At 72.6% G+C, this 19,562-nt stretch carries 10 protein-coding genes; 4 read left to right on the forward strand and 6 right to left on the reverse strand.

Annotated features, from left to right (window positions below; genetic code table 11):
• Positions 1-9 precede the first annotated feature (9 nt).
• From GUY60_RS10635 to GUY60_RS10655, 5 genes are all read right to left on the reverse strand, one after another.
• Complete coding sequence (locus GUY60_RS10635) at positions 10-1,431, reverse strand: dipeptidase (RefSeq protein WP_161696278.1); 1,422 nt, start codon at positions 1,429-1,431, stop codon at positions 10-12.
• A 10-nt stretch (positions 1,432-1,441) separates the two neighbouring features.
• Positions 1,442-5,110, reverse strand: a complete 3,669-nt coding sequence (locus tag GUY60_RS10640) for a UvrD-helicase domain-containing protein (RefSeq protein ID WP_161696280.1) — start codon at positions 5,108-5,110, stop codon at positions 1,442-1,444.
• A gap of 171 nt (positions 5,111-5,281) precedes the next feature.
• Positions 5,282-5,980 (reverse strand): hypothetical protein, encoded by a 699-nt coding sequence (locus GUY60_RS10645; RefSeq protein ID WP_161696282.1) that lies wholly within the window; start codon positions 5,978-5,980, stop codon positions 5,282-5,284.
• Between the two features lie 166 nt (positions 5,981-6,146).
• Positions 6,147-9,410, reverse strand: coding sequence for an ATP-dependent helicase (locus GUY60_RS10650; RefSeq protein WP_161696284.1), 3,264 nt, complete (start codon positions 9,408-9,410; stop codon positions 6,147-6,149).
• A gap of 392 nt (positions 9,411-9,802) precedes the next feature.
• Positions 9,803-10,135 carry an MGMT family protein gene (locus GUY60_RS10655; RefSeq protein WP_281368421.1) on the reverse strand — a complete coding sequence of 111 codons (333 nt, stop codon included), beginning with the start codon at positions 10,133-10,135 and terminating at the stop codon, positions 9,803-9,805.
• A 161-nt stretch (positions 10,136-10,296) separates the two neighbouring features.
• On the opposite strand from GUY60_RS10655, the gene GUY60_RS10660 reads away from it, so the two are divergent.
• The 4 genes from GUY60_RS10660 to GUY60_RS10675 all read left to right on the forward strand — a co-directional run bounded on the left by GUY60_RS10660 (position 10,297) and on the right by GUY60_RS10675 (position 18,177).
• On the forward strand, positions 10,297-13,134 hold the full coding sequence (locus tag GUY60_RS10660; RefSeq protein ID WP_161696287.1) for a lysylphosphatidylglycerol synthase domain-containing protein: 2,838 nt from the start codon (positions 10,297-10,299) through the stop codon (positions 13,132-13,134).
• A 213-nt stretch (positions 13,135-13,347) separates the two neighbouring features.
• Positions 13,348-14,892 carry an alpha/beta hydrolase gene (locus tag GUY60_RS10665; RefSeq protein WP_161696289.1) on the forward strand — a complete coding sequence of 515 codons (1,545 nt, stop codon included), beginning with the start codon at positions 13,348-13,350 and terminating at the stop codon, positions 14,890-14,892.
• 116 nt (positions 14,893-15,008) lie between these two features.
• Positions 15,009-16,562, forward strand: a complete 1,554-nt coding sequence (locus GUY60_RS10670; protein WP_161696291.1) for an alpha/beta hydrolase — start codon at positions 15,009-15,011, stop codon at positions 16,560-16,562.
• 103 nt (positions 16,563-16,665) lie between these two features.
• Positions 16,666-18,177 (forward strand): alpha/beta hydrolase, encoded by a 1,512-nt coding sequence (locus GUY60_RS10675; RefSeq protein WP_161696293.1) that lies wholly within the window; start codon positions 16,666-16,668, stop codon positions 18,175-18,177.
• 156 nt (positions 18,178-18,333) lie between these two features.
• On the opposite strand, the gene moeZ is transcribed toward GUY60_RS10675, so the two are convergent.
• The gene (gene moeZ / locus GUY60_RS10680; protein ID WP_161696295.1) at positions 18,334-19,512 is read right to left on the reverse strand and encodes an adenylyltransferase/sulfurtransferase MoeZ; all 1,179 of its coding nucleotides are present in this window, start codon (positions 19,510-19,512) and stop codon (positions 18,334-18,336) included.
• Positions 19,513-19,562 lie beyond the last annotated feature (50 nt).

Genomic DNA, 19,562 nt, shown 5'->3' on the forward strand with positions numbered 1-19,562 from the left:
GGGCGGGGGTCAGGGCGCGGCGGGGCCTCCCGGTGCCGGCTGCCAGGTGTCGGCGAGGTCGCCCCACAGGTAGGCGGTGGTTTCCACGCCCTTGAGGAGCAGGTCCAGTTCGACCTTCTCGTTGGGCGCGTGCCAGCCGTCGGACGGTACGGAGATGCCGAGGAAGAGCACGGGTGCGCTCAGCACGTCCTGGAGGTCGGCGGCGGGGCCCGAGCCGCCCTCGCGCGTGAAGCGGATCTTCTGCTCGAAAGCACGGCCCATGGCGCGGGACACCGACTGCAGCGCGGGGTGGTCGAGCGGCGTCAGGCACGGGCGCGTGGCGCCGGAAAACGTGAGCGTGTGCCGGATCCCGGCGGGGACTTGCTCGGCGACCCAGTCGCGTACGCCCTGCTCGATCCGGTCCGGGCGCTGTCCCGCGACCAGCCGGAAGGAGAGCTTCAGGAAGGCCGACGTGGGGATGATCGTCTTGCCGCCCGCGCCCTGGTACCCGCCGCCCATGCCGTTGACCTCGGCGGTGGGACGGGCCCAGATGCGCTCCAGGGTGGAGTAGCCGGCCTCGCCGTGCGCCGCGTGCGACTTGGCCGTACGCAGCCACTCCCGCTCGTCGAAGGGCAGCTCGGCGAAGAGTTCACGCTCCTGGTCGGTGAGCGGGACGATGCCGTCGTAGAAGCCGGGGATCGCCACGCGCGCGTGCTCGTCGTGCAGCGCGGTGACCAGTCGGGCCGCGGCCGCCGCCGGGTTGGGCACGGCGCCGCCGAACGAGCCGGAGTGGATGTCCTGGTCGGGGCCCGAGAAGGCGATCTCGCACTCGACGAGGCCCCGCATGCCGGTGCACACCGTGGGCGTCGTCTCGGACCACATGCCGGTGTCGGAGACGATCACCGCGTCGGCGGCGAGCCGCTCGGCGTTCCGCTCGACCAGAGTGCGGAAGTGCGGCGAACCGGACTCCTCCTCGCCCTCGATCAGGAGCTTCAGGTGCACGGCCGGGGTGTCGCGTCCAGTGGCGGCGAGGTGGGCGCGTACGCCCAGGGTGTGGAAGAAGACCTGGCCCTTGTCGTCGGCGGCACCACGCGCGTGGAGCCGGTTTTCGCGTACGACGGGCTCGAAGGGCTCGGTGTGCCAGCCGTCCTCGCGGGCCGCGGGCTGGACGTCGTGGTGGCCGTAGACGAGGACGGTCGGCGCGTCCGGTTCAGCGGCGGGCCACTCGGCGAACACCGCGGGGGCGCCGTCGGTCTCCCACACCTCGGTGGTCGGGAACCCGGTCTGCTTGAGCTTGCCGGCCAGCCAGTCGGCGCTGCGGCGTACGTCGTCGGCGTGCTCGGGCTGGGCCGAGACGGACGGGATGCGCAGCCACTCGACGAGGTCGTCGAGGAAGGCGCTGCGGTGCTCTTCGATGTACGCGCGGACGGCGCTGTCCGGGGTGTCGCTCATGCTCTTGAGCCTAGCCCGACGCCGATGACGTCCGGTCGGCGTCCCCCCTCGGACCGGAACGTGCGCCTCCGGGCGCGGCCGCATCGCGCGCGTGCGCCGTGTTTCCGCCGCCGTGCGCGGTCGCGGCGCTCGCGCGCTCCGGTCCAGGCCGGGCGCCGAGCAGCCGCTCCAGCTCGGCCCGGCCCGGCAGTCGCTCCGGGTACGTGGTCTTGCCCGTCCGTACGAAGACGAACGCGGCGCGCACCGCCTCCACCGGCAGCCCGTGCTGCTCGGCCCAGGCGAGCCGGTAGATCGCCAGCTGCAGCGGGTCCGCGACGCCGCCGCGGCCGGTCTTCCAGTCGACGATCTCGTACGAGGAGGCCGCCCCGTCGCCAGGACCCGAGCCGTCCGTGCGATACACCGCGTCGATCCGGCCCCTGATCACCCGGCCCGCGATGGCCAGTTGGAAGGGCGCCTCGACGCAGTACGGGGTGCGGTGGGCGTACGCGGTGTGCTCGAAGGCCTCCTTGAGGGCCTCCAGGTCCCGCTCGTCGGCGATCTCGGCGTCGGCGCCCGGGAGGTCCTCCGGGTCGAGCATCGGCAGTTCGAGCGCTTCGAAGCGGGACTCGACCCAGGCGTGGAAACGGGTGCCGCGGCGGGCGGCGGGCTGCGGCGGGCGCGGCATGGGGCGGGCCAGCTCCTGGGCGAAGCCGTCCGGGTCGGCGGCCATGCGCAGCACCTCGGACGCGGTGAGCGAGAGGGGCATGGGCACGTCCCTGACGGACTCACGCGCGCGGTGCAGCTCTGCCGTCAGGGCCTCCAAGTCCTTGTCCCAGGAGGCCACCGTGCGGTCCTCCTCAGGGGTGAGCCGCGGCGCGGGCGCCCGCCGCACGCGCGGTGCGGGTTCGGTGCGCTGGTGCCGTGCGGGTTCGGGGCGCACGCGCGGTGTGGGTTCCGGGTGCACGCGCGGTGCGGGTTCCGGGTGCTGGTGCGGGATGCCGGGGCGGGCGCGCGTCCAGGTGTCCCAGGCGGCCGGGTCGTCATCGGCGGGCGCGAACTCGCCCTCGTCGTACGGCTCGCCCTCGTCGTACGGCTCGTCGTACGGCTCGTCCTCGTCCGGCGGCGGGGGCCATTCCGGGTCGTACGCGTCGTCCTGCGGGTCGGTCACCCCAGCGCCGCCGGGCGTCGGGCCGGCCGCGGCCCCGGTCAGGGCGTCCAGGCGGGCCAGCACGGTCTCGGCGGCGGCGCGGCGGCGGGCCGTCGCGGCGGCGTCGAGCGGCAGCGGCCAGGCGATGTCCGCGCTCTCCTCGCGCAGCGCGGGGTTCTCCTCGTCCGGCTCCGGCGCGTCCGCCCACACTTCGGTCTCGCCGTGTCCCGCGGCGCAGTGGTCGTGCAGGGCGAGCAGGAAGTCGGAGGGGCCGCGGGCCTTCTTCTGCGAGGGTCCCCACCAGTGGCCGGAGCCCAGGAGCAGGGAGCGGGGGCGGGTGAACGTGACGTACCCCAGGCGGAGTTCCTCGGTCCGCTGGTGTTCCTTCATCTCCTCGTGGAAGGCCTTCAGGCCGCGGCTGTCCCAGTCGGTGACATCGGGCAGGGTGGCCGCGTCGCCGCGCAGCTCGTGCGGCAGCACCTTCGCGCGTGCCGTCCACTTCTCGCGCCCCTGGGTGGACGGGAACGTCCCGGTGACGAGCCCCGGCACCACGACCACGTCCCACTCCAGGCCCTTGGACTTGTGCGCGGTGAGCACCTTGACGGTGTTCTCGCCGCCCGGGAGCGCGTTGTCCAGGCCCTTCTCGTACTGCGCGGCGGTGCGCAGGAAGCCGAGGAAGGCCAGCAGGGACGCCGAGGAGTCGTTCGCCGCGAAGGACGCGGCGACGTCGAGGAAGTTGGCGAGGGTCTCGCGGCGGCGGGCCGCCAGGGCGTGCGGCGACGCGGACAGTTCGACGTCGAGACCGGTGGTGGCAAGGACGCGGTGCAGTACGTCCATGAGCGGGTCGGCGAGGCAGCGGCGCAGGTCGCGCAGCTCGGCGGCGAGGCGGGCGAAACGCACCCGCGCGTCCGCCGAGAACGGCAGCCGGTCCTGTGGTCCTTCCGACTCCAGGAAGGTGTCGAGCGCGTCGGCGAGGGAGATCACCTCGGCCGGGTCGACGCCCTCCACGGCCGCCGCGAGGCGCTGGTCCGCGTCGGCGGAATCGTCCTCCACGCGCGTGTGCTGCACGAGCAGCCGGGCCCGGCGGCCGAGCAGCGCCAGGTCGCGGGGGCCGATCCGCCAGCGGGGCCCGGTCAGCAGCCGGACCAGCGAGGCGTTCGCCCCCGGGTCCTGCAGCACTTCGCAGACGGCGACGAGGTCGGCGACCTCGGGCAGGTGCAGGAGCCCGGAGAGGCCGACGACCTCGACCGGGATGTCTCGGGCCACCAGGGCGCCCTGGATCTGCGCGAAGTCGTTCGCCGTGCGGCACAGGACCGCGATGTCGCCGGGTTCCTTGTCGGTCGCCACGAGGTGCCCGATCGAGTCGGCGAGCCACTCGATCTCCTCGGCGTGGGTGCGGAGCAGCGCGCACCGCACCGTGCCCGCGCCCTCGGCGTCCGGCGCGGGCCGCAGCGCCTCCACGCCCGCGTGCAGGGCGCGCAGCGGGGCCGCCATGCCGTTGGCGAGGTCGAGGAGGCGGCCGCCGCTGCGGCGGTTCTCGCTGAGCGCGAAGCGGGTGGCGGGGGTGCCGTCGGCGTGCGCGAAGTGCTCGGGGAAGTCGTCGAGGTTGGCGACGGACGCGCCGCGCCAGCCGTAGATCGCCTGGCAGGGGTCGCCGACGGCGGTCACCGCGTGCCCGGTGCCCGCCCCGAACAGGCCGGAGAGCAGGATGCGTTGGGCCACCGACGTGTCCTGGTACTCGTCGAGCAGGACGACGCGGAACTCGTCGCGCAGGATGCCGCCGACCTCGGGCCTGGTGTCCGCGAGGGTGGCGGAGAGCGCGATCTGGTCGCCGAAGTCGAGCAGGTCACCGGCGCGCTTGGCCGTGCGGTACCGCTCGACGAGCTCGGTCAGCTCCAGGCGGGCGGCGGCCGCCTCGGGGACCTTGCGCAGGTCGGCGTTGCCCAGCTTCACGGACTGCAGGGCGTCAAGCAGCCCGGTGTCGTACGCGCGCAGCCGGGACGGTCGTACGAGGTGCTCGGCGAGCTCCGCGTCCAGCGCCAGGAGGTCGCTGACCAGGTCGGGGAAAGAGCGGGTGAGCGCCGGATAGGGGCCGGGTGCCTCGCGCAGCACGCGCGCGGCGAGCTGGAAGCGGGTGGCGTCGGCGAGCAGCCGCACCGTGGGTTCGAGCCCGATGCGCAGGCCGTGGTCGGTGAGCAGACGCCCGGCGAACGCGTGGTACGTGGAGATCACCGGCTCGCCCGGCGGGTTGTCGGGGTCGATCGCGTCCGGGTCGGTCACGCCGGCCTTGACGAGGGCGGTGCGCACCCGCTCGGCGAGTTCACCGGCCGCCTTGTTGGTGAAGGTCAGGCCGAGGACCTGCTCGGGGGCGACCTGGCCGGTGCCGACCAGCCACACCACGCGGGCGGCCATCACCGTGGTCTTGCCGGAACCGGCTCCGGCCACGATCACCTGCGGGGCGGGCGGCGCCACGATGCAGGCCGTCTGCTCCGGGGTGAAGGGGATGCCGAGGAGCTCCTTGAGCTGCTCGGGATCGGTGATACGCGAGGACACCCCAGGAAGGCTAACGGCGGCCACTGACAACCGGGGCATCCCGGAAGCCGGCGACCGCCGTCACGCTCAGGCACCGCACGCCCGGAGGCGTACGGGGTGTGGCGGGGGTCTCAACGACCGTCCCGCCGACGGGTCCCGAACCCGGCCTCACGCCCGGGTTCCCGCACCGGTTCAGGAACCGGTGATGAGGTCCTTCATGTCGGCGATCTCGTCGGCCGGCGGGGCCTCGACCGAGACCTTCTTGTTGAAGTCGGTGAAGTTCATCGTGTTGGGCTGGTCACCGCCCTTGGTGTCGGCGCGCAGGAAGTAGGGCTCGCCCTCGGCCGCGACGTAGAAGGTGACGGTCTCGCCGCCGGACTTCTTCTTGACCAGGGTGACGGCCTTCTGGCCCTCGATCTCGGAGTCCTCGCCGCGCTTGACGCCGTCGAGGTCGCCCTTCTTGAAGAGGGTCTTCAGGTCGCACATGTCGTTGTTCTGGCCGGCGGGCACCTTCACCCAGCGGTCGCCGACCTTCTTGGCGGTGGCCTCGTCGCCGAGGGTGGCCTTCCAGTAGGAGGCGTCACCCTTCATGTAGCTGTCCTTGCCGAGCGCGACAAGGTCGACCTTGCCCATGTCGGCGGACTCCATAGCGCCGGTGCACTTGCCGCCCTTGGCGATGGAGAAGTCGAGCGAGGTGGACTTGCCGCTCGACTTGCCCTCGGCCGACAGCTTCACCGAGTCGACACCGCTGGTCGCCTTGGCCGCCTTGTCGGCGATCTTGTCGGCGCTCATGCCTTCGAAGGGGTGGTCGGCGCCGAAGCAACCGGTGACACCGACGAGCGCGGCCGCGCAGGCCACCGCCGTCGCCACGAACTTCCGCTGGGCCGCCATGTGAATGTCCCCTCCTGGGTACCGAGAATCGCTGTGCTTTACGGGGACTTTACGTGTGCGACAGGGCGGAACCGGTCAGTCCGGGGGTGGGAAGGATCACTCGAATCCGCCACTACGCGCGCGTGCCACCCGATCAACTCCACGATGCCGCCCCCAAGGCGCCCACTCACTCCACGACATGCCGCCCCTCGGCACGCGCGCTGCACGAGGCCTGGAACGAGCAGTGCGCGCAGTGCTGGCCCGTACGCGGCGTGAACCGTTCGTCGAGCACCTTGCCCGCGGCGGTGGCGAGCAGGTCGCCCACCCACTGGCCGGTCAGACCGTCCTGGGTCTGCACCTTGGGCAGGGCGTCACCGCCGTCCTTCTTGGCGGCGGGCTGACGCAACTGCACCAGTTCCGCGCCGCCCGGTTCGGGGCGCTCCCCGCCGAACGCCTCGTCGACGGCGCCTTCGCGCACCGCCAGCTGGTAGACGGCGAGTTGGGGGTGGCGGTCCACCTCGGCCGCGGTCGGCGCCTGCTTGCCGGTCTTGAAATCCACCACATAGGCGCGGCCTTCGGCGTCCCGCTCCACCCGGTCCATGGAGCCGCGGATCCGCACCTCGTAGGAGCCCGCTTCCAGGGTCACGTCGAAGTCGTGCTCGCTCGCCACCGGCGTACGGCCGGGGCGGGCGCCGTTGGAGTCGACGTGCCACTGGAGGAAGCGCTCAAGCGCCACGCGCGCGTGCTCCTTCTCCTGGGACGACTTCCAGGGGGCGTCGAAGGCGAGCGCGTCCCACACCGAGTCGAGCCGTTCCATGAGCACCGAGAGGTCGGCCGGGGTGCGGCCGGAGGCCACCTCGTCGGCCAGGACGTGCACGACGTTGCCGAAGCCCTGCGCCGCCGTGGCCGGGGCGTCCGCCTTCACCTCGCGGCCCAGGAACCACTGCAGGGAGCAGGTGTTGGCGAGCTGGTCGAGCGCGCTGCCGGAGAGCGCCACCGGGTTGTCCCGGTCACGCAGCGGCACCCCGCTGTGCGTGGGTTCGTACATGCCCCACCAGCGGTACGGGTGCGCGGTCGGCACCAGCGGCCTGCCGTCCTCGTCGCGCAGCGCGGCGAGCCGGGCGAGACGCTCGGCGGCGGCCTCGCGCAGGGAGTCCGAGACGCGCGGGTCGACGGTCGTGGCGCGCAGCTCGGCGACGAGCGCGGCGACGGACAGCGGGCGGCGCGGCCGGCCGGAGACGTCCCTGGGCTCGACGCCGAGTTCGGTCAGGAACCGCGAGGGCTGGTCCCCGTCGTCGGCCGCCGCCTTGACCGCGGTCACGACCAGGCGCTCACGCGCGCGCGTGGCGGCGACGTAGAACAGCCGGCGTTCCTCGGCCAACAGGGCGCCCGGCGTGAGGGGTTCGGCAAGGCCGTCGCGGCCGATGCGGTCGGCCTCCAGGAGGGAGCCGCGGCGGCGCAGGTCGGGCCAGAGCCCGTCCTGTACGCCCGCGACGACCACCAGGCGCCATTCGAGGCCCTTGGAGCGGTGCGCGGTCATCAGGCGTACGGCGTCGGGGCGTACGGCGCGCTGCGCGAGGGTGTCGGCGGCGATGTCCTGCGCCTCGACCTCGGCGAGGAAGTTCAGGGCGCCACGGCCGCCGCTGCGCTCCTCGGCGCGGGCGGCGGTGGCGAACAGGGCGCAGACGGCGTCCAGGTCACGGTCCGCGTTGCGCCCGGCGGCGCCACCGCGACGGGCGGCGCGCTCAAGGCGGTTCGGCCAGTGCGTGCCGCTCCACAGCTCCCAGAGGGCCTCCTCTGCGGTGCCCCCCGCCGTGAGCAGCGCGCGGGTGCGCCGCAGCAGCTCGCCCAGGCGCCGGGCGCCGCCGGCGTACGCCGAGTCGTGCGCGGTGAGGCGCTCCGGCTCGGCCAGGGCGCGGGCGATCAGCTCGTCCGAGGGCGGCGGGACGCGGTTGCCCCCGGCCCGCTCCTCGTCGCGCAGGGCCCGCCCGAGGCGGCGCAGGTCGGCGGCGTCGGTGCCGCCAAGCGGCGAGGTGAGCAGCACGAGGGCCCGCTCGGCGGGGAGCACGGACGTCCCGGTGACCGAGTCGACCGACTCCGGCTCCGACTCCGGGTTCGGCTCCCCGGCCGGACCTGTTCCGTCGGCCTCCGCCACCGCCCCGTCCGCCGCCGCGCGCAGCGCCTCCAGGAGGGGGGCGACCGCGGGTTCCTCGCGCAGCGCCAGGTCGTTGCCGTCCACGTCGACGGGGACGCCCGCCGTCGTCAGGGCGCGGCGGACCGCCGGGATCGCGCGGGCGCCAGCGCGCACCAGGACCGCCATGTCGGACCAGTCGACACCGTCCTCCAGGTGGGCGCGGCGCAGGATGTCCGCGACGTTGTCGAGCTCCGCGCCCGCGGTCGGGTACGTGAACACCTCGACCCGGCCGCCGTCCCGCACGGCCCGCAGCGCGCGGTGCCGGCGTACGTGCTCGGCGGGCAGCCGGGTCAGCGGCATGCGCTGGGTGATCCGGCGGGTGGCGTCGAGCAGTGCGGCGCCGGAGCGGCGCGACGTGGTCAGCACCTCGACCGGGGCCGGGTGGCCGTCGGCGCGGCGGAACGTGTCGGGGAAGTCGAGGATGCCGTTCACATCGGCGCCGCGGAACGCGTAGATCGACTGGTCCGGGTCGCCGAACGCGACCAGAGTGCGCCCGCCCCCGGCCAGCGCCTGCAGCAGCCGTACCTGTGACGGGTCGGTGTCCTGGTACTCGTCCACGAACACCGCGTCGTACCGCGCCGCCAGCTGGTTCGCCACGTCCTCGTGCTGGGCGAGCAGCACCGCGCGGTGCACCAGCTCGGCGTAGTCGAGGACGCCCTGCGCGTCCAGGACGTCCAGGTACTCGGCGAGGAACGCCGCGGCCGCGCCCCAGTCCGGGCGGCCGGTGCGCCGGGCGAAGTCGGCGAGGGCGGAGGGGCCGAGGCCCAGTTCGCGGCTGCGGGCGAGGACCGCGCGTACCTCGTCGGCGAAACCGCGCGTCGTCAGGCAGGCGCGCAGCTCGTCGGGCCACCGCACGCGCGCGTGGCCGCTGTTTTCGAGGTCGAGCTCACCCTCCAGGAGCTCGCGCACCACGACGTCCTGCTCGGGTCCTGAGAGCAGCCGCAGCGGTTCCACGAAGAGGTCGACGTCCTGGTGGGCGCGGACCAGCGCGTAGCAGAACGAGTGGAAGGTGGTGGCCTGCGGCGGGGAGACCCCGTCGATCCGCAGGGCCATCCGGTCGCGCAGCTCCACCGCGGCCTTGCGGCTGAAGGTGAGCACCAGGATCCGGTCGGGGTCGGTGCCCTTGGCGATCCGGGAGGCGACCGCCTCCACAAGGGTGGTGGATTTGCCGGTGCCCGGTCCGGCGAGCGCCAGGAGAGGTCCGCCCGGATGGTCAACCACCGCGCGCTGGCTTGCGTCAAGGAGAGGGGGATCCATCCGGTCCGGCTCGGTACGCACCAGCCGGTACGCACGAGGAGCCCCCTGACGCGTGGATGCGTCAGGAGCGCGCCGGTCGGAAGTAGAGGAGCTCACGTGGATCGCCGGTCCTGGTGGGTGTGCTGGGTCGAGAAGGGGCCGTCGGCCCCGGTGGCCGTCGGGTCGGGGCCGTCCCCTGGGGGAACGGCGGCTCCGTGCCCCGTGGGAGCGGTGGCCGCCCGATGACCGTCGCGCTCGACGCTACGCCAGTCGCCGGCCGGGACGCGTCGCTTCCGGGGCTTCGGCGGCGGGCGGAACTCCCGGCGCGGGCCCGGCGCCCGCGTCCCCCGTACGGTCCACCGGGCGCCCGCACGGGCCGTGCGTACCGGAAGCTGTGCAGTGTGAGTCCGCGCTCAGTCGTCCTTGCCGTCCCAGCGCGCCCGTCTCATGTCGAGGCGCTGGTCACCGGCGCCCGAGGTGCGCAGCGGTGTGGCCTCCACGTGGTACTGCTCCAGGGCGCGCGCTTCCTGGCCGGGGAGCGGAAGCCCGTCGGCGCGCACCACCCGCCACCAGGGCACCGCCCCGCCGTACAGCGCCATCACGCGGCCGACCTGGCGCGGGCCGCCCTCGCCCAGCCACTCCGCGATGTCTCCGTACGTCAGCACGCGGCCGGGCGGGATGCGCTCGGCGACCTGCAGCACCCGCTCCGCGTAGTCCGGAAGTTCCGGCAGGCTCTCCTCGCTCATCCGGCCCATCCTGCCGCACCGCACCGACAACGCGGGCGGGAGCGCGGGCACGCTCCGGTGAACTCGGGGTGGTCACGCCTCGGACACAGCTCGACGGCTGAATGCACCCTGATGCCCACCGATGTCGGTCGCTCGTGCCACCATCGTGCCGGCGGTGACTGGTGATACGAGAGCACAACGAGACGGAGAACGATCAGGGAGTGCAGCCCCCCAAGGACGAGCGCACCCCTGAGACGCCGTCGCGCCCGGATCCCGAGAACCCGCGCGACGGGAACGACGCACGCCCCGAGGATGCCCCCAGGGACGCCCCCGAGGGAAGCCCCGAGGACAACCCCGGGAAAAACCCCGAAGCCACCCCCGACCGCACCCCGCACGGAGCGACCGCCTCCGGGGTCGGTACGGCCGGGGACGAGGTGGAGGGCGACGAACCGTTGCTGCCCGCCCGGGTGCACCGGCCCTCCGACCTCATGCGGATGCTGGTCGGCATCCTGGCCGTCGTCCTCGTACTGTCGATCGCCGCGTTCGCGCACGGCACGACCTCGGGCCTGGAACAGGACATCAGCAAGGGCACCGACCAGGCGCCCGACCTGCTGATCAAGTTCGCGGGCCTGAGCGCGTCCATCGCGGTGCTGCTCGTACCGGTCGCGTTCGCCATCGAGCGGCTCATCAAACGCGACGGGCTGCGCATCGCCGACGGTGTGCTCGCCGCCGTGCTCGCGCACGGCGTGACCCTCGCCACCGACCTGTGGGTCGCCAAGGCCGCGCCCGAGTCGATCCAGGACGCCCTGACCCGGCCGCTGATCGAGGACCCCGGCTCCCTCACCGACCCGGTGCACGGCTATCTCGCGCCGGTCATCGCGTACATGACGGCCGTCGGGATGTCCCGACGGCCGCGCTGGCGCGTGGTGTTGTGGACGGTGCTGCTGCTCGACGCGCTCTCGATGCTCGTCGCCGGGTTCACCACCCCGTTCTCGATCATCCTGACCGTCCTCATCGGCTGGACCGTCGCGTACGGCACGCTCTACGCGGTGGGCTCGCCCAATGTCCGGCCCACCGGGCAGACGCTGCTCGCCGGGCTGCGGCACGTGGGGTTCCGGCCGGTCAGCGCGGCGCGCGCCGAGGACGCCCCGGACTCGTCCGACGCCGGCGACCGCGGCCGCCGCTACTTCGTCACCCTGGAGGACGGCCCGCCCCTGGACGTCACGGTCGTCGACCGCGAGCAGCAGGCGCAGGGCTTCTTCTACCGGGTGTGGCGCCGGCTCACGCTGCGCGGCATCACCACCCGGCGCAGCCTCCAGTCGCTGCGCCAGGCCCTTGAACAGGAAGCACTGCTCTCGTACGCGGCCATCGCGGCCGGGGCCAACGCCCCGAAGCTGATCGCCACTTCCGAGCTCGGCCCCGACGCCGTGATGCTCGTCTACGAGCACCTGGGCGGGCGTTCCCTGGACGCCCTCGACGACGCGGAGATCACCGACGACCTGATGCGCGACACCTGGCTGCAGGTGCAGGCGCTCCAGTCGCGGCGGATCGCGCACCGGCGCCTGGCCGGCGACGCGATTCTGGTGGATCGTTCCGGCAACGTGATCATCACGGATCTGCGGGGCGGCGAGATCGCGGCCGGTGACCTGCTTCTCCGTATGGACATCGCGCAGTTGCTCGCCACGTTCGGGCTGCGCACCGGCGCCGAGCGCGCGGTGGCCGCGGCGGTCGGGGTGCTCGGACCGGACCCGATCGCCGACTGTCTGCCGCTGCTCCAGCCCATCGCGCTGCCCCGCTCGACCCGGGCCACGCTGCGAAGGCTCGGCCGGGAACGTTCGCAGCGCGAGCGCGAGGCGGTCCTCGAGGCGTCCCGCAAGGCCAAGCAGGCCCGTACGGAGGGCGAGGGCGCGCAGGCCGCGGGCGCGGCCGCGCCCGACCGGAAGGCGGCGAAGGCGCACAAGCAGGCCGAGAAGCGGGCGATGGAAGAGGCGCTCGATGTGGCCCGCGAGGAGGATCTGCTCACCCAGATCCGGCACCAGGTGCTGCTGATCAGGCCGCAGGCGCCCGTCGAACCCGCACAGTTGGAGCGGATCAAGCCGCGCACCCTGATCAGTTTCATCGCCGGTGCCATCGGCGCGTACTTCCTGCTGACTCAGCTCACCGGCATCGACTTCGCGAAGCTGTTCTCCGAGGCCAAGTGGGGCTGGGTGCTCGCCGCGGTGGCGTTCTCGGCGCTCAGTTACATCGCGGCGGCCATGTCGCTGCTCGGGTTCGTACCGGAGCGGGTGCCGTTCCCGCGGACGGTCGCGGCGCAGGTCGCCGGGTCGTTCGTGAAGATCGTGGCGCCCGCGGCGGTCGGCGGGGTGGCGCTCAACACCCGGTTCCTGCAGCGGGCCGGGGTGCGCTCCGGGCTCGCGGTGGCGTCGGTGGGCGCCTCCCAGCTGTTCGGGCTCGGCTCGCACATTCTGCTGCTGCTGACCATGGGTTATCTGACGGGTACGGAGAAGACCCCGGAGCTGACCCCGTCCCGTACCGTCATCGCCGGTCTGCTGACCGTCGCGGTGCTCGTGCTCGTGGTGACGGCGATCCCGTTCCTGCGGACCTTCGTGGCGACGCGGCTGCGGTCACTGTTCGCCGGGGTGATCCCGCGCATGCTGGACGTGCTGCAGCGGCCGCAGAAGCTGCTCACCGGCATCGGCGGAATGCTGCTGCTCACCGCGATGTTCGTGCTGTGCCTCGACGCGTCGGTACGGGCCTTCTCGCCCGAGGGCACGGTGTCGCTCAGCCTCACCAGCGTCGCCGTGGTGTTCCTCGCGGGCAACGCGCTGGGGTCGGCGGCGCCGACGCCGGGTGGTGTGGGTGCGGTCGAGGCGACGCTGACGTTCGGGCTCGTGGCGATCGGGCTGCCCAAGGAGGTGGCTGCGCCTGCTGTGCTGCTGTATCGGTTGCTCACTCTGTGGTTGCCGGTGTTGCCGGGGTGGCTGTGCTTCAACCATTTGACTCGTAAGGGCGCCCTCTGACTCGCGTGCCGGCCGGCCTCTCGGTGCGTGATCGTGCGGGTCGGCTCGCGTGCCCTCGATCGCCCTGCGGGCTCGTCCTCAAACGCCGGACGGGCTGAGTTTGCCGGACAGGGCGAGTTTGCCCCCACCTATTCGCCCCCCCCAGCTGGGGGGTGCTCACTCGCACGGCCCGCGCCCCGAGCGCGGCCCAACGCCCCGGCGCAGGATGGACGCATGCCGACCCCTCCTGCCAGAACGCGTACCGCAGCCCTGACCGTCGCCGTGCTGACCGCCGCGTTGGCCGCGGGGTGCGGTGACAGTGGGGAGGCGGATCTCCCCTCGCAGAAGCTCTCCTGGAAGGACTGTCCGGCGCCCTCGGCCGAGCAGGGGGGCGGTGAGTCCCCGTCCCCGCTGGCCGGGGGCGCGAACTGGGAGTGCGCCACCATGAAGGCGCCGCTCGACTGGGACGACCCGGAGGGCGACACCCTCGACCTCGCGCTGATCCGGGCGAAGGCCAGCGGCGAGGAGGACAAGCGGATCGGCTCGCTCATCTTCAACTTCGGCGGGCCCGGCGGCTCCGGTATCACCACGCTGCCCGCCTTCGGCGACGAGTACGCCACCCTGCGCACCCGCTACGACCTGGTGAGCTTCGACCCGCGCGGCGTCGGCCGCAGCGCCCCCGTGACCTGCGAGACGGACAAGCAGCTCGACGCGTACTACCAGGAGGACGCCAGCCCGGACGACGCCGCCGAGGAGAAGACGTACGTCGACGGCGTGAAGAAGTTCAACGGTGGCTGCGAGGACCGGTCGGGGAAGGTGCTGCCGCATGTCGCCACCACCGACGCGGCCCGCGACATGGACCTGATGCGACAGGTGCTCGGCGACGAGAAGCTGCACTACTTCGGCATCTCGTACGGCACCGAACTGGGCGGTGTCTACGCCCACTTGTTCCCGGAGAACGTGGGCCGCGCCGTCTTCGACGCGGTGGTGGACCCCACGCAGGACGCGCAGCAGGGCTCGCTCGGGCAGGCCCGCGGGTTCCAACTGGCCCTGGAGAACTACGCGAAGGACTGCACCTCGAAGCCGGACGACTGCCCGGTCGGCGACACCCCCGCGGACGTACAGGCGCGGATCGCGAAGCTTCTGAAGGACCTGGACAAAGAGCCGCTGCCGGGGCTCGGCGCGCGGAAGCTGACCCAGACCGCGGCGACCAACGGCATCGCGCAGTCGCTGTACTCGAAGGACTTCTGGGAGTACCTGACGGAGGGTCTCGACCAGGCGTACGACGGTGACGGGCGGGTCCTGATGGCGCTCTCCGACTCGATGAACGGCCGCGCCCCGGACGGCGAGTACAGCAATATCGGCGCCGCCAACATCGCCATCAACTGCGCGGACGACAAGCCGCGTTACTCGGTGGCCGACGTGAAGGCGAAGCTCCCCGAGTTCCGCAAGGCCTCCCCGCTGTTCGGGGACTTCCTGGCCTGGGGCATGGTCGGCTGCACGGACTGGCCGGTGCCGGGCGCCGCCGACCACCCGGACGTCAGCGCGAAGGGCTCGGCCCCGATCCTGGTGGTCGGCAACACCGGCGACCCGGCGACGCCGTACGCGGGCACCCGCAAGATGGTCGACGCGCTCGGCGCGGGCGTCGGCATCGAGGTCACGTACAAGGGGCAGGGGCACGGCGCGTACGACAGTGGTGACCCGTGCGTGCGGCGGGCCGTCGACGGCTATCTTCTCGACGGCAAGAGCCCCGAGTCGGGCACCGTCTGCCCCCGGTAGGGCCGGAGTCGGCCGCCTCTACTATTGCGGGACTGTTGGCGGGACTGTCATTGCGGGACTGTTTTCCGCGGGAGGCGGTTTCCGGGGGAGGCAGTTTCCGAGGGGGGAAGCCGTCCATGGCTGTTCCGATACGTGGCGTCCGGCGGGCCGCCGGTGCCGTGCTCGCGGTCGCGCTGCTCGTGACCGGCTGTTCCGGGCAGGGCGGTGCGCCGGGCGAGGCGCGGGACCGGCCGAGCTCGACCGGCTCCGGCGAGGCGTCCCACGGGGCCGGGGCCGAGATCCCGGCCGCGCTGCGCGGTCAGCGGCTCGACTGGGGGCGCTGCGAGGCCGGTTCGCCGGGCGCCGCGTGGCAGTGCGCCACGATGAAGGCGCCGCTCGACCACGCGGAGCCGGGCGGCGAGACCATCGACCTCGCGCTGATCCGTAAGAGGGCCACAGAGCCGGACCGCCGGATCGGCTCGCTCCTCTTCAACTTCGGCGGCCCCGGCGGCTCCGGAGTGGCTTCGCTGCCATCCTTCGGACCCACCTTCGAGAGCCTCAACTCCCGCTACGACCTGGTGAGTTTCGACCCGCGCGGGGTCGCCGCCAGCGCGGGCGTACGGTGCAGGACCGACGCCGAGATCGAGGCGGCGGGCGCCGCCGTCGACCTCACCCCGGACACGGCCGCCGAGGAGAAGGCGTACTTCGCGGACGCCGCCGACTTCGGCGCGGGCTGCGAGCGCCGCTCCGGCGCGGTGCTCCCCCACATCGGCACCGCCGACGCCGCCCGCGACCTGGACCTGATGCGCCAAGTGCTCGGCGACGACAAGCTGCACTACTTCGGCTTCTCGTACGGCACCGAACTCGGCGGCACGTACGCCCACTTGTTCCCCGAGCGCGTCGGCCGGCTTGTCCTCGACGGCGTCGTCGACCCCACCGCGGACGCCGTCGGCCACGCCAGGAACCAGACGACCGGCTTCCAGCGCGCCCTGGAGAACTACCTCAAGTCCACCGGTACGGACCCGGAGCGCGGCACCCGTGACCTGGTCGCCCTCCTGAAGCGCGTCGACGCCGACCCGCTGCCCGGCACGGACGGCCGTGAGCTGACCGAGAGCCAGGCCCTGACCGGCATCCTCGCCTCGCTCTACGGCGAGCAGTCCTGGCCCGCCCTGACCGAGGCCCTCGACGCCGCGCGCGACGGCCGGGGCGGCAAGCTGCTCGCCCTCGCGGACGGCTACAACGACCGGGACGCGTCCGGGAGTTACGGCACCCAGAGCCACGCCCAGCGCGCCATCTCCTGCGCCGACGCGAAGAAGCGGCCGACCGCGGCGGAGGCACGGGCCGCGCTGCCCGAGTTCCGCCGGATCTCCCCCGTGTTCGGCGCGTTCCTCGGCTGGGACACCGCGGGCTGGTGCCACGACTGGCCCGTGCCGGGTGCGCACGAGACGCCCGAGGTGAGCGCGCCGGGCGCCGATCCGGTCCTGGTCGTCGGCACCACGGGCGACTCGGCGACCCCCATCGAGGGCGCGGAGCGGATGGTCGACGAACTCGGCCCCGGCGTCGGCGTCCAGCTCACCTACCGGGGCGAGCGGCACACCGCGTACGCGGGCGGCAGCCCCTGTGTGACCAGGACCGTCGACGCGTACCTCCTGAACGGCAAGGTCCCGCGCCACGGCACGACCTGCTCGTGACGCCCGCGTCGCGCACCGGCCCCTGAACACCCCTCAGCACCCCTCAACACCCCCCGCGCCACGGCCCCTTACGGGAGCCCCTTACGGCAGGAGCACACCAGAGATGTCCACGCACATACGCGCCGCCGCCCTCGCGGCGGCGACCCTGCTCGCCGTGACCACGGTGGCGGGCTGCGGCGACGGCGGCGCGCGCGGTGAGGAGCGCGAGCAGGGCCCGCTGTCCGGGCAGCGGCTCGACTGGGCGACCTGCTCGGCGCCGTCCGTGGCCCAGGGCGGCGGCAACGCCCCCGGCGCCGGCTGGGAGTGCGCCACCATGAAGGCGCCGCTCGACCACGCGCGACCGGACGGCGAGACCATCGACGTGGCGCTGATCCGCAGGAAGGCCACGGACCCGGACCGCCGGATCGGCTCGCTGCTCTACAACTTCGGCGGGCCCGGCGGCTCCGGCGTCACCACGTTGCCGCTGGCCGCGATGGACTACAAGAAGCTCAACTCCCGCTACGACCTGGTGAGTTTCGACCCGCGCGGCGTGGGCGACAGCGCCTCCGTGAAGTGCGTGGACGACCGCACCATGGACGAGCTGACCAGCGCACCGGAGGGCGTACCGGACAGCGCCGCCGAGGAGCGCGAACTCCTCGGCCGGCAGAAGGTGTACGTCGCGGCCTGCGAGCGGAACTCCGGCAAGGTGCTGCCGCACCTCACCACCGAGAACACGGCCCGCGACATGGACCTGATGCGCCAGGTCCTCGGCGACGACAAGCTGCACTACTTCGGCATCTCGTACGGCACCGAACTCGGCGGCACGTACGCCCACTTGTTCCCGAAGAACGTCGGCCGCGCCGTCCTCGACGCGGTGGTGGACCCCACCAAGGGCACGGTGGAGAGCGCGATCGCCCAGGTGAAGGGCTTCCAGCACGCCCTGGACAACTACCTGGAGTCCACCGGCAAGGACCCGGAACAGGGCACCCGCACGCTCGCGAAGCTCCTCGAAGTACTGGACGAGAAGCCGCTCCCGACCGCGACCGGCCGCACCCTCACCCGGAACCTCGCCACCACCGGTATCGCCTCCGCCCTGTACCGGGAGGACAGCTGGCCGTACCTGACCAAGGGCCTCAACGAGGCGCGGGCGGGCCAGGGCGACACCCTGCTGCTGCTCGCGGACTTCTACAACACCCGTGACATGCAAGGCCGTTACAGCAATCAGCAGGCCGCGGGCGGCGCGATCCGCTGCGCCGACTCCAGCGAACGCTTCACGCTCGACGACGTGAAGAAGCACCTGCCGGCGTACGAGAAGGAGTCACCGGTCTTCGGCGAGGCACTGGCCTGGGGCCTGTCCGGCTGCACCGGCTGGCCGGTACGCGGCGACCACCGCACCCCGGACGTGAGCGCGAAGGGCGCGGCCCCGCTCCTGGTCATCGGCAACACCGGCGACCCGGCCACCCCGGTCGAGGGCGCCCAGCGGATGTCGGACCGCCTGGGCAAGGGCGTCGGCGTGACCCTGACGGTCGACGGCGAGGGCCACGGCACGTACGGAATCAACAACTGCGCGACGCGCGCGGTGGACGCGTACCTGCTGGACGGGAAGGTCCCGAAGGACGGGAAGACCTGCACATGAAAGAAGGGCCCGCCCCTCCGCGAAGAGGGTCGGGCCCAATCTCAGCCCGTCCTGGGGGCACCTCCCAGCGGTAGCTGGGGGAGATTGAGGACGAGCCCGCAGGGCGACCGGCGGCACCCGAGTCGAGGGTGCGCCGGTGGCCCTGCGTAGAACGACCTAGTAGATCGGCTTCGACGGCTCGATCTGGTTGACCCAACCGATCACGCCACCGCCCACGTGGACCGCATCCGCGAATCCAGCCGACTTCAGCACCGCGAGAACCTCCGCACTGCGGACACCCGTCTTGCAATGCAGGACGATCTTCCGGTCCTGCGGGAGGTCCTGGAGGGCGTTGCCCATCAGGAACTCGTTCTTCGGGATCAGCTTCGCGCCGGGGATCGAGACGATCTCGTACTCGTTCTGCTCACGGACGTCGATGATCTCGATCTTCTCGTCGCCGTCGATCCACTCCTTGAGCTGCGCCGGAGTGATCGTGGAGCCGAGCGCGGCCTCCTGGGCCTCCTCGGAGACGACGCCGCAGAACGCCTCGTAGTCGATGAGCTCGGTGACCGTGGGGTTCTCGCCGCACACCGCGCACTCGGGGTCCTTGCGGACCTTGACCTGGCGGTACTGCATCTCCAGGGCGTCGTAGATCATCAGGCGGCCGACCAGCGGGTCGCCGATGCCCGCGAGGAGCTTGATGGCCTCGTTGACCTGGATGGAACCGATCGACGCGCAGAGCACACCGAGCACGCCGCCCTCGGCGCAGGACGGAACCATGCCGGGGGGCGGCGGCTCCGGGTAGAGGCAGCGGTAGCAGGGGCCGTGCTCGCTCCAGAAGACGGACGCCTGGCCGTCGAAGCGGTAGATCGAGCCCCAGACGTACGGCTTGTTCAGGAGCACGCACGCGTCGTTGACCAGGTACCGCGTGGCGAAGTTGTCCGTGCCGTCGACGATCAGGTCGTACTGGCTGAAGATGTCCATCACGTTCTCGGCTTCGAGCCGTTCTTCGTGCAGGACCACGTTCACGTACGGGTTGATGCCGAGGACTGAGTCCTTGGCGGACTCGGCCTTGGAGCGGCCGATGTCCGCCTGGCTGTGGATGATCTGGCGCTGCAGGTTCGACTCGTCGACCTCGTCGAACTCCACGATGCCGAGCGTGCCGACGCCCGCCGCGGCCAGGTACATCAGCGCGGGCGAACCGAGGCCGCCCGCACCGACGGCGAGCACCTTGGCGTTCTTCAGCCGCTTCTGCCCGTCCATCCCGACGTCGGGGATGATCAGGTGGCGGGAGTACCTGCGGACCTCGTCGACGGTGAGCTCAGATGCTGGCTCGACCAGGGGTGGCAGCGACACGGGAACTCCGTAGATCAGTCATTCGGAACAGTTGTTCTTCCGTAACGCTG

It is taken from the genome of Streptomyces boluensis (genome assembly GCF_009908195.1).
Lineage (GTDB): Bacteria > Actinomycetota > Actinomycetes > Streptomycetales > Streptomycetaceae > Streptomyces > Streptomyces boluensis.